We start from the raw sequence: 9,081 nt of genomic DNA, 5'->3' as shown, positions 1-9,081 counted from the left end.
GAACAAGCACCGTGAACAAGCACCGTGAACAAGCACCGCGAACAAGCACCGCGAAAAGTCACCGCACCGGGTGCCCGGCCTCCCGCAGCGCGCCCTTGACCTCGCCGATCCGCAGGTCCCCGAAGTGGAACACGCTGGCGGCGAGCACCGCGTCCGCGCCCGCGTCGACGGCCGGCGCGAAGTCCGCGAGCTTGCCCGCGCCGCCGGAGGCGATCACCGGCACCGAGACACTCTTGCGCACGGCCCGGATCAGCTCCAGGTCGTAGCCGTCCTTGGTGCCGTCCGCGTCCATCGAGTTGAGCAGGATCTCGCCGGCGCCCAGTTCGGCGGCGCGGCCCGCCCAGGCGACGGCGTCCAGCCCGGTGCCCTGCCGCCCGCCGTGGGTGGTGACCTCGAAGCCGGACTCGGTCTCCGTCCCGGGCGGGCAGCGCCGGGCGTCCACCGAGAGCACCAGCACCTGCCGTCCGAACCGCTGGGCGATCTCGCGGACCAGCTCCGGCCGGGCGATGGCCGCGGTGTTGACGCCGACCTTGTCGGCGCCGGCCCGCAGCAGCTTGTCGACGTCCTCGACGGCGCGGATGCCGCCGCCCACCGTGAGCGGGATGAAGACCTGTTCGGCGGTGCGGCGGACCACGTCGTAGGTGGTCTCCCGGTCGCCGGAGGAGGCGGTGATGTCGAGGAAGGTCAGCTCGTCGGCGCCCTCGGCGTCGTAGAGCTTGGCCATCTCGACCGGGTCGCCGGCGTCGCGCAGGTTCTGGAAGTTGACGCCCTTGACCACCCGCCCGGCGTCCACGTCCAGGCAGGGGATGACACGTACTGCGAGGGTCACGGCTGTTCGCCTTCCAGGGCTTCCGGAGCCTCCAGGGCTTCCAGGGTCTTTGCCAGCCCGGACCGGTACGCGTCGAGTTCGACCTCGACCAGCATCCGGGAGTCGATCAGCCCGTCGACCACCACCATGGTGGCCACCGGGCGTGCGGCGTCGAAGAGTTCGCGGTGGGCGCGGCCCACCTCTTCGGCGTCGCGGACGTGGGTGATGTACATCCGGGTGCGGACCACGTCGTCGGTGGTCAGACCGTACGCGGCCAGGGCGGTGAGCCCGACGCCGAACGCGGCGAGGGTCTGCCGGTACGGGTCGCCCTCGTGCTCGATCCGGCCGTCCACCCAGGCGGTGGAGCCGGCCACGTGCACGTGGTCGCCCGCGGCGACGGCCCGGGAGTAGCCGAACTCGTCCTCCCAGGGGGAGAATCCGCCGACCCGACCGGCCACGACCCGACCGGTCACGCCCTGCCCGGCTACGACCTGCCCGGCCACGACCCGAGCGGCCGCACCCTGCCCGGTCACGCCCTGCCCGGCTACGACCTGCCCGCGTACGATCCGACCGTCCGTCATCCTGAAACCGCCTCCAGGGCCTCTTCGAGGGTGAACTTCTGCTCGTAGAGTGCCTTGCCCACGATGGCGCCCTCGACACCCTCGCCCACGAGCGAGGCGATCGCGCGCAGGTCGTCGAGCGAGGAGACGCCGCCCGAGGCGACCACGGGCCGGTCCGTCGCGGCGCAGACGTCGCGCAGCAGCTGGAGGTTGGGGCCGGTCAGGGTGCCGTCCCGGTTGACGTCGGTGACGACGTAGCGGGCGCAGCCCTCCGCGTTCAGCCGGGCCAGCACGTCGAAGAGCTGGCCGCCGTCGCGGGTCCAGCCGCGGCCGCGCAGGGTGGTGCCGACCACGTCCAGGCCGACGGCGATCTTGTCGCCGTGCTCGGCGATGGCCTTGGCGACCCACTCCGGGGCCTCCAGGGCGGCGGTGCCGAGGTTGACCCGGGTGCAGCCGGTGGCCAGCGCGCGGGCGAGCGACTCGTCGTCGCGGATGCCGCCGGACAGCTCGACCTTGACGTCCAGCTGTCCGGTGACCTCGCGCAGCAGCTCGTAGTTGCTGCCGGTGCCGAAGGCGGCGTCGAGGTCGACCAGGTGCAGCCACTCGGCGCCGGCGTTCTGCCAGGCGAGGGCGGCGGCGAGCGGCTCGCCGAAGGAGGTCTCGGTGCCGGAGGCGCCCTTGACCAGGCGGACGGCCTGGCCGTCACGGACGTCGACGGCAGGCAGCAGTTCGAGGCTCATCAGAGATCCAACTCTCAGAAAGTCAGAGGGTGTTGACCCAGTTGGTCAGCAGGGCGGCGCCGGCGTCGCCGGACTTCTCGGGGTGGAACTGGGTGGCCCACAGCGGGCCGTTCTCGACGGCCGCGACGAACGGCTGCCCGTGGGTGGCCCAGGTGACCAGCGGCGGGTTGATCCGCGCGCTGTGGGTCTCCAGCTCCCAGTGCCGCACCCCGTAGGAGTGCACGAAGTAGAAGCGGGTCTCCGGGTCGAGGCCGGCGAACATCCGGCTGCCCTCGGGGACGTCCACGGTGTTCCAGCCCATGTGCGGGACGACGGGGGCCTCCAGCGGCTCCACGACGCCCGGCCACTCGTCGCAGCCGGCCGTCTCCACGCCGTGCTCGACCCCCTTCTCGAAGAGGATCTGCATGCCGACGCAGATGCCCATGACCGGTCGGCCCCCGGCGAGCCGGCGGCCGATGATCCAGTCCCCGCGGACGGACTTGAGCCCGCGCATGCAGGCCTCGAAGGCGCCCACGCCGGGGACGAGCAGGCCGTCCGCGGCCATCGCGGTGTCGTAGTCGGAGCTGACCGTGACGTCCGCCCCGGTCCGTTCCAGGGCGCGCTGCGCGGAGCGGAGGTTGCCGGAGCCGTAGTCGAGGACGACGACGTTCTTGCCCATGTTCAGGTGTCCAGTCTCTCTACGGCGGGTGTTACAGGCGCATGAGGCCGGAGGCCAGGCACATCACGGCGCCGAAGGCCAGCACCAGGATGACGCTCTTCGACTGCTTCTGCTTCCAGAAGGAGATGACTCCGCCGGCCAGGAAGAGGCCGACGAAGATGAGGATCATCGCAGTATTGCTCACAGCGCACCCTTGGTGGACGGGAGGATTCCGGCCGCGCGCGGGTCGCGCTCGGCGGCGTAGCGCAGCGCCCGGGCCAGCGCCTTGAACTGGCACTCCACGATGTGGTGCGCGTTGCGCCCGTACGGCACGTGGACGTGCAGCGCGATCTGCGCCTGGGCCACGAAGGACTCCAGGATGTGCCGGGTCATCGTGGTGTCGTACGAGCCGATCATCGGCGCGATGCCCTCGGGCTCGGTGTGCACCAGGTACGGCCGGCCGGAGAGGTCCACGGTGACCTGGGCGAGCGACTCGTCCAGCGGCACCGTGCAGTTGCCGAAGCGGTAGATGCCCACCTTGTCGCCGAGCGCCTGCTTGAAGGCGGCGCCGAGCGCGAGGGCGGTGTCCTCGATGGTGTGGTGGGTGTCGATGTGCAGGTCGCCGTCGGTCTTGACGGTGAGGTCGAACAGGCCGTGCCGACCGAGCTGGTCGAGCATGTGGTCGTAGAAGCCGACGCCGGTGGAGATGTCGGTCCTCCCGGTGCCGTCGAGGTCTATCTCGACCAGGACCGAGGTCTCCTTGGTGGTGCGCTCGACGCGTCCGATGCGGGACATGGGGTTAGAGCTCCTTGATCACGGAACGGACGGCGGCCAGGAAGGCGTCGTTCTCGGCGGGCGTGCCGGCGGTGACGCGCAGCCACCCGGGGACGCCGTTGTCGCGGACCAGGACACCCTGGTCGAGGATGGCCTGCCACACCGCGTGGGTGTCGGCGAAGCGGCCGAACTGGACGAAGTTGGCGTCCGAGTCGGTGACCTCCAGGCCCATCCCCCGCAGGGCGTCGACCAGCCGGTCGCGCTCCTCCTTGAGCCGCCCGACGTACCCGAGCAGGGTGTCGGTGTGCTCCAGGCAGGCCAGCGCGGTGGCCTGGGTGACGGCCGACAGGTGGTACGGCAGGCGCACCAGCTGCACCGCGTCCACCACGGCCGGGTCGGCGGCCAGGTAGCCCAGGCGCAGCCCGGCCGCGCCGAAGGCCTTGGACATGGTGCGGCTGACCACCAGGTTGGGGCGGCCCTCGATCAGCGGCAGCAGCGAGGCGCGGTGCGAGAACTCGACGTACGCCTCGTCCACCACCACCAGGCTGGGCCGGGCGGCCTGCGCGGCCTCGTACAGCCGCAGCACGGTGTCGGCGTCCACGGCGGTGCCGGTCGGGTTGTTGGGCGAGCAGATGAACACCACGTTCGGCCGGTGCTCGGCGATGGCGGTGACGGCGGCGTCCACGTCGATGGTGAAGTCGTCGTTGCGCGGGCCGGAGATCCAGGCGGTGCCGGTGCCCCGGGAGATCAGCGCGTGCATCGAGTACGAGGGCTCGAAGCCGAGCGCGCTGCGGCCGGGGCCGCCGAAGGTCTGCAGCAGCTGCTGGAGCACCTCGTTGGAGCCGTTGGCGGCCCACACCTGCTCCCGGACGACCGGGAAGCCGGTGGTCTTCCCGAGGTACGCGGCGAGGCCCTCGCGCAGCTCGACCGCGTCCCGGTCGGGGTAGCGGTTGAGCCCGCGGGCGGCCTCGGCGACGCGCTCGGCGATCCGGGCCACCAGCTCCTCGGGGAGCGGGTACGGGTTCTCGTTGGTGTTCAGCTGGACGGGGACGTCCAGCTGCGGCGCGCCGTACGGGGACTGGCCGCGCAGCTCGTCCCGGATCGGGAGGTCGTCGATACGAGTCATGGCGGTCACGCTCCCGGCACCGTCCAGTCGCTGTGCCAGTTCTGTTCGTCTCCGACGAAACGGGCCTTGATGGCGTCCCCGTGCCCCGGCAGGTCCTCGGCGTTCGCCAGGTTGACCACGTGCGCGGCGACGTCCGCCAGCGCGTCCCGGTCGTACTCGACGACCTGGACGCCGCGCAGGAAGGTCTGCACCGACAGCCCGGAGGAGTGGCAGGCGCAGCCGCCGGTCGGCAGCACGTGGTTGGAGCCGGCCGCGTAGTCGCCCAGCGAGACCGGGGTCCAGCGGCCGATGAAGATCGCGCCGGCGTTGACCACCCGGGCCGCCACCGCGTGGGCGTCGCGGGTCTGGATCTCCAGGTGCTCGGCCGCGTACGCGTTGACCACGGTGAGGCCCTGCTCCAGGTCGTCGACCAGGATGATGCCGGACTGCCTGCCGCCCAGCGCCTCGGCCACCCGCTCGCCGTGCTTGGTCCTCGCGACCTGGACGGCCAGCTCGGCCTCGACCGCGTCGGCGAGCGCCGGGGAGTCGGTGACCAGCACCGAGCCGGAGGTCGGGCCGTGCTCGGCCTGGCTGATCAGGTCGGCGGCGACGTCGGACGGCAGCGCGCTGTCGTCGGCGAGGACGGCGATCTCGGTCGGGCCGGCCTCGGAGTCGATGCCGATCCGGCCGGCGAAGTAGCGCTTGGCGGCGGCCACGTAGATGTTGCCGGGGCCGGTGACCATGTTCACCGGCGCGCACTCCTCGGTGCCGAGGGCGAACATCGCGACCGCCTGGGCGCCGCCGACGGCGTAGACCTCGTCCACGCCGAGCAGCGCGCAGGCCGCCAGGATGGTCGGGTGGACGCTCCCCCCGAACTCCTTCTGCGGCGGGGAGGTGACGGCGATGCCCCGGACGCCCGCCTCCTGGGCCGGCACCACGTTCATCACCACGGAGGACGGGTAGACCGCCAGCCCGCCCGGCACGTACAGGCCGACCCGCTCGACCGGCACCCAGCGCTGGGTGACCGTGCCGCCCGGCACCACCTGGGTGGTGTGCCCGGTGCGGCGCTGGTCGGCGTGCACGGCGCGGGCCCGGCGGATCGACTCCTCCAGGGCGGCCCGCACCTTCGGGTCCAGCGTCTCCAGGGCCTCGGTCAGCTGCTCGGCCGGGACCCGGGTCGACTCCAGCCGGACGCCGTCGAAGCGCTCGGTGATCTCGATCAGCGCCGCGACCCCGCGATGGCGTACGTCCTCGGCGATCGGCCGCACCTTCTCCAGGGCGGCCGCGACGTCGAACTCGGCACGGGGCAGCAGGTCACGCGGGTCGTCCAGCGAGCCGCGGAGGTCGATTCGAGAGATCACGCCACCCAGTGTAAGGAGTGGCCGGAACCGCTGGTCCCGCATTTCAGTCCGTGATACGAAAGGCGAGACGACCGGGGGGACGGGGAAAACCATGGCGGAGCGCGCTCCAGAGGGCTGGACCGACACCGAACGCGCGCTCTGGGAGGCCTACCGCCAGGGCGAGATCCTGGACCTCCGCAGTGGCGAAGCCAACACCGACGACCCCTTCGGCGACGCCCCCTGGGGCCCCGGCCGCACCGTCCGCGCCGAGGTGCTCGCCCACCTGCTGCTGGTCGGCCCGGAGCCGGCCCCCGGGCGGGTCGCCTCGCTGCGGCTCAGCGGCGTCCTGGTCACCGGCGCGCTCAACCTGGCCGGGGCCGCCATCGACGACTACGTCGAGCTGCACGACTGCCGCTTCGCGCACAAGATCCTCATCTCCGAGGCGGCGGCCTCCACGCTGCGCTTCGTGAACTGCCTGATCCCCCGGCTGGAGGCCTCCCGGCTCTCCACCACCGGCGACCTCCACCTCGCCCGCTGCCGCGTCCCCGACGGCATCCGGCTCACCGACGCCCGGATCGGCACCGACCTGCTGCTCAACCAGACCGTCGCCGGCGGCGACCGCCACGGCCGCGCCGTCTCCGCCGACGGGATCACCGTCAACCAGGACTTCGAGGCCGAACGCCTGGAGACCCGGGGCGAGCTGAGCGTGCGCACCGCCCGGATAGGCGGCCGGCTCTCGCTGCGCGGCGCCCAGCTGCGCGCCGACCGGCGGCACAACCCCACCTGCCTCAACGCCGTCCGGGTCACCGTCGGCCACACCCTCTACCTGACCGGCTCCGCCGACCTCGGCTGGGTCGGCTCCCGCGGCTACTACGGCTCCGGCTACGGCGAGAACCCGCCGCCCGACGGGCCCGTCACCCCGTTCCGCGCCTTCGGCCGGGTACGGCTGTCCGACAGCCGCTTCGACGGCGCCTGCCTGATCTCCGGCGAGTTCCACCTGGAGGGCGAGGAGGAGCTCTCGCTGCGCCGCATCCACACCCCGGAGCTGCGCTTCACCTGCAAGGTCCGCCCGACCGGCACCGTCTCGCTCTCCCGGGCCCGGGTCGGCAACCTGGTCGACACCCCGGCGGCCTGGCCGCTCGGCAGGCACCTGGGTCTCACCGGCTTCGTCTACGAGAACCTGCGCCCGGTCGGCGCCTTCCCCGTCCAGCAGCGGATCGCCTGGCTGGAGGGCTCCTCGGTGGACTTCCAGCCCGAGTCCTACGAGCAGCTCGCCGCCGCCCTGCGCCGCGACGGCGCCGACGACGACGCCCGCGAGGTGCTGTACGCCAAGCAGCGCCGGCGCCGCCGCACCCTGCCGCTGCCGGCCCGGGTCTGGGGCGCGGTCCAGGACGCGACCGTCGGCTACGGCTACCGCCCGGGCCGGGCGGGCCTGTGGCTGCTGCTCGCCTGGATCCTCGGCAGCCTCTGGTTCGCCACCCACCCGCTGGAGCCGCTCAAGTCCGACGAGCGCCCGCACTGGAACCCGGTGCTGTACACCCTGAACCAGCTGCTGCCGATCGTGGACCTCAACCAGGGCGGCTGGAACCCCGGCGGCCTCACCCAGTGGATCTCCGCCGGGCTGGTCGTGGTCGGCTGGCTGCTCGCCTCCACGGTCGTGGCCGGCGCCACGCGGATGCTCCAGCGCGGTTGATCCCTCCGATGGACGGGCCCGGCGACCGGCTGGGCCCGTCAACCGTGCGACAAGGCCCCCGTCCGGGGAACTACGCTGTCCGCCGTGACAGAACGGCTGCCGCTCTTCCCGCTGAACACCGTGCTCTACCCGGGCCTGGTGCTGCCCCTGAACGTCTTCGAGGAGCGCTACCGCCGTCTCGTCGCCGATCTGCTCGAACAGCCCGAGGACACCCCCCGGCGGTTCGGCGTGCTCGCGATCAGGGACGGCCGGGAGGTCGCCCGGGTCAGGCCCGAGGAGGGCCCGGCCGGTCCGCTGGACGGCCTCGGCACCGCCACCGGGGACCCCCTGGAGGCGGTCTTCCAGGTCGGCTGCGTCGCCGACATCGCCTCCGTCCAGCACCAGCCGGACGGCCGCTACGAGCTGCTGGTCACCGGCACCACCCGGTTCCGGCTGCGCTCGGTGGACGTCTCCGGCCCGTACCTGACCGGGGAGACCGAGCTGATCGAGGAGCGCCCCGGCGAGGGCTCCGGCGCGCTGGCCTCCGAGGTCGAGCGGGCGTTCCGGGTCTACCAGAAGCGCCTGGCCGGCGCCCGCGAGGCGAGCACCGTCGGCCACCAGGAGCTCCCGGACGACCCCCAGGTGCTCTCCTACCTGGTCGCCGCCGCCTCGGTGTTCGAGACCCCGGTCAAGCAGCAGCTGCTCGCCTGCCCGGACACCGCCCAACGGCTGCGCGCCGAGCTCGACCTGCTGCGCCGCGAGTCGGCCGTCCTCAGCTGGCTGCCCTCGCTGCCCGCCGTCGACCTCACCCGCCAGTCCTTCAGCCCGAACTGACCGAGGACCCCCAGGACCTCAAGGACCCCGAGGACCCCGCATGGCCAAGAAGACCAGGAAGGGCGGCCAGGGCACACCCGCCACCGTCGCCCTGGAAGCCGCCGCCGTCCCGTTCACCGTGCACGCCTACGACCACGACCCGGCAGCCGCCTCCTACGGCGGCGAGGCCGCCGAGGTCCTCGGCATCGCCCCCGAGCGGGTCTTCAAGACCCTCGTCGCCGACGTGGACGGCACCCTCACCGTCGGCGTGGTCCCGGTCGCCGGCCAGCTCGACCTCAAGGCCCTGGCGGCGGCCGTCGGCGGCAAGCGCGCCGCCATGGCCGACCCGGCCGCCGCCGAGCGCAGCAGCGGCTACGTCCTCGGCGGCATCTCGCCGCTGGGGCAGCGCCGCCCGCTGCGCACCGTCGTCGACGTCAGCGCGCTCGGCCATGCCACCGTCTACGTGTCGGCGGGGCGTCGCGGCCTCGAAGTCGAGCTGGCCCCCACCGACCTCGTCGCCCTCACGGGGGCCGGCACCGCCCCCATCGCCCGCTGAGCCCCCTCCCCGGGGAAGGCCCCTCCCGGAGGGAAAGCGAGGGCGCGGGGCCGGTGCGGGACGACCCGCACCACCC

General features: G+C 72.9%; 11 protein-coding genes. 3 read left to right on the top strand and 8 right to left on the bottom strand.

Annotated features, from left to right (window positions below; translation table 11 throughout):
• Positions 1 to 58 precede the first annotated feature (58 nt).
• The 8 genes from hisF to hisD are packed head-to-tail and all read right to left on the bottom strand — an operon-like array spanning position 59 to position 5,985.
• On the bottom strand, positions 59 to 829 hold the full coding sequence (gene hisF / locus ACFU6K_RS21050; protein ID WP_049650364.1) for an imidazole glycerol phosphate synthase subunit HisF: 771 nt from the start codon (positions 827 to 829) through the stop codon (positions 59 to 61).
• A complete protein-coding gene (locus ACFU6K_RS21045) occupies positions 826 to 1,389 on the bottom strand; it encodes a RidA family protein (protein ID WP_380665148.1) in 564 nt (187 codons plus the stop codon). Before ACFU6K_RS21045 ends, hisF begins: the two co-directional genes overlap by 4 nt.
• On the bottom strand, positions 1,386 to 2,111 hold the full coding sequence (gene priA, locus ACFU6K_RS21040) for a bifunctional 1-(5-phosphoribosyl)-5-((5-phosphoribosylamino)methylideneamino)imidazole-4-carboxamide isomerase/phosphoribosylanthranilate isomerase PriA (RefSeq protein WP_107086387.1): 726 nt from the start codon (positions 2,109 to 2,111) through the stop codon (positions 1,386 to 1,388). Before priA ends, ACFU6K_RS21045 begins: the two co-directional genes overlap by 4 nt.
• A gap of 19 nt (positions 2,112 to 2,130) precedes the next feature.
• Entirely contained in the window at positions 2,131 to 2,766 is a 636-nt protein-coding gene (gene hisH / locus ACFU6K_RS21035; RefSeq protein WP_380665146.1) for an imidazole glycerol phosphate synthase subunit HisH, read from the bottom strand.
• Between the two features lie 31 nt (positions 2,767 to 2,797).
• Positions 2,798 to 2,935, bottom strand: a complete 138-nt coding sequence (locus ACFU6K_RS21030; RefSeq protein ID WP_049650367.1) for a hypothetical protein — start codon at positions 2,933 to 2,935, stop codon at positions 2,798 to 2,800.
• Between the two features lie 11 nt (positions 2,936 to 2,946).
• The gene (hisB, locus tag ACFU6K_RS21025; RefSeq protein ID WP_049650368.1) at positions 2,947 to 3,540 is read right to left on the bottom strand and encodes an imidazoleglycerol-phosphate dehydratase HisB; all 594 of its coding nucleotides are present in this window, start codon (positions 3,538 to 3,540) and stop codon (positions 2,947 to 2,949) included.
• Between the two features lie 4 nt (positions 3,541 to 3,544).
• Complete coding sequence (locus tag ACFU6K_RS21020; RefSeq protein ID WP_380665144.1) at positions 3,545 to 4,645, bottom strand: histidinol-phosphate transaminase; 1,101 nt, start codon at positions 4,643 to 4,645, stop codon at positions 3,545 to 3,547.
• A 5-nt stretch (positions 4,646 to 4,650) separates the two neighbouring features.
• Positions 4,651 to 5,985 (bottom strand): histidinol dehydrogenase, encoded by a 1,335-nt coding sequence (hisD, locus tag ACFU6K_RS21015; RefSeq protein ID WP_380665142.1) that lies wholly within the window; start codon positions 5,983 to 5,985, stop codon positions 4,651 to 4,653.
• Between the two features lie 91 nt (positions 5,986 to 6,076).
• Here hisD and ACFU6K_RS21010 point away from each other — a divergent pair, with 91 nt between their 5' ends.
• The 3 genes from ACFU6K_RS21010 (at position 6,077) to ybaK (ending at position 9,005) form a co-directional block, all read left to right on the top strand.
• Entirely contained in the window at positions 6,077 to 7,657 is a 1,581-nt protein-coding gene (locus tag ACFU6K_RS21010) for an oxidoreductase (protein ID WP_380665140.1), read from the top strand.
• Between the two features lie 75 nt (positions 7,658 to 7,732).
• Positions 7,733 to 8,470, top strand: coding sequence for an LON peptidase substrate-binding domain-containing protein (locus ACFU6K_RS21005; RefSeq protein ID WP_380665150.1), 738 nt, complete (start codon positions 7,733 to 7,735; stop codon positions 8,468 to 8,470).
• A gap of 40 nt (positions 8,471 to 8,510) precedes the next feature.
• Complete coding sequence (gene ybaK, locus ACFU6K_RS21000) at positions 8,511 to 9,005, top strand: Cys-tRNA(Pro) deacylase (protein WP_380665138.1); 495 nt, start codon at positions 8,511 to 8,513, stop codon at positions 9,003 to 9,005.
• The last annotated feature ends 76 nt before the right edge of the window (positions 9,006 to 9,081 follow it).

The organism is Kitasatospora sp. NPDC057512 (genome assembly GCF_042802135.1).
Classification (GTDB): Bacteria; Actinomycetota; Actinomycetes; order Streptomycetales; family Streptomycetaceae; genus Kitasatospora.
This window is presented reverse-complemented; position numbering and strand designations above follow the sequence as displayed.